General features: G+C 50.5%; 8 tRNA genes. All 8 read right to left on the bottom strand.

Going from position 1 to position 711, the window contains the following annotated elements:
* Position 1 precedes the first annotated feature (1 nt).
* Positions 2–75 (bottom strand) — tRNA-Pro (locus ACLNCW_RS09800).
* 15 nt (positions 76–90) lie between these two features.
* Positions 91–164 (bottom strand) — tRNA-Arg (locus ACLNCW_RS09795).
* Between the two features lie 11 nt (positions 165–175).
* A tRNA-Leu gene (locus tag ACLNCW_RS09790) sits at positions 176–261 on the bottom strand.
* A gap of 7 nt (positions 262–268) precedes the next feature.
* Positions 269–340 (bottom strand) — tRNA-Gly (locus ACLNCW_RS09785).
* Positions 341–362: 22 nt separating this feature from the next.
* Positions 363–435 (bottom strand) — tRNA-Thr (locus ACLNCW_RS09780).
* An 18-nt stretch (positions 436–453) separates the two neighbouring features.
* A tRNA-Leu gene (locus tag ACLNCW_RS09775) sits at positions 454–535 on the bottom strand.
* A 5-nt stretch (positions 536–540) separates the two neighbouring features.
* Positions 541–613 (bottom strand) — tRNA-Lys (locus tag ACLNCW_RS09770).
* A gap of 23 nt (positions 614–636) precedes the next feature.
* Positions 637–709, bottom strand: a tRNA-Asp gene (locus ACLNCW_RS09765).
* Positions 710–711 lie beyond the last annotated feature (2 nt).

The following is a 711-nucleotide window of genomic DNA, read 5'->3' as shown; positions in this document are numbered from 1 at the left end:
ATCGGGAAGACAGGATTCGAACCTGCGACACCTTGGTCCCAAACCAAGTACTCTACCAAGCTGAGCTACTTCCCGAGTTAAATAGAAAAATGCACCCTAGAGGAGTCGAACCTCTAACCGCCTGATTCGTAGTCAGGTACTCTATCCAGTTGAGCTAAGGGTGCTCATTAGTTTATGCCGAGGACCGGAATCGAACCGGTACGATCGTTACCAATCGCAGGATTTTAAGTCCTGTGCGTCTGCCAGTTCCGCCACCCCGGCCTCTCTAAGCGAACGACGGGATTCGAACCCGCGACCCCCACCTTGGCAAGGTGGTGTTCTACCACTGAACTACGTTCGCACTGTTTTCTTCTATCTAAAAATGCCGGCTACATGACTTGAACACGCGACCCTCTGATTACAAATCAGATGCTCTACCAACTGAGCTAAGCCGGCTCATTTATTATATCTTAATGCGGGTTAAGGGACTTGAACCCCCACGCCGTTAAGCGCCAGATCCTAAATCTGGTGCGTCTGCCAATTCCGCCAAACCCGCATATATGACCCGTACTGGGCTCGAACCAGTGACCCATTGATTAAAAGTCAATTGCTCTACCAACTGAGCTAACGAGTCTAAAATAACTTACGTTATTCTAACGGTCCCGACGGGAATCGAACCCGCGATCTTCGCCGTGACAGGGCGACGTGATAACCGCTACACTACGGGACCTT

Origin of the sequence: Streptococcus sp. CL6.22, assembly GCF_049738055.1 — a bacterium.
Classification (GTDB): Bacteria; Bacillota; Bacilli; order Lactobacillales; family Streptococcaceae; genus Streptococcus; species Streptococcus mitis_DJ.
The sequence above is the reverse complement of the archived record's forward strand: the minus strand, read 5'-3'. Positions and strand labels throughout refer to the sequence as shown.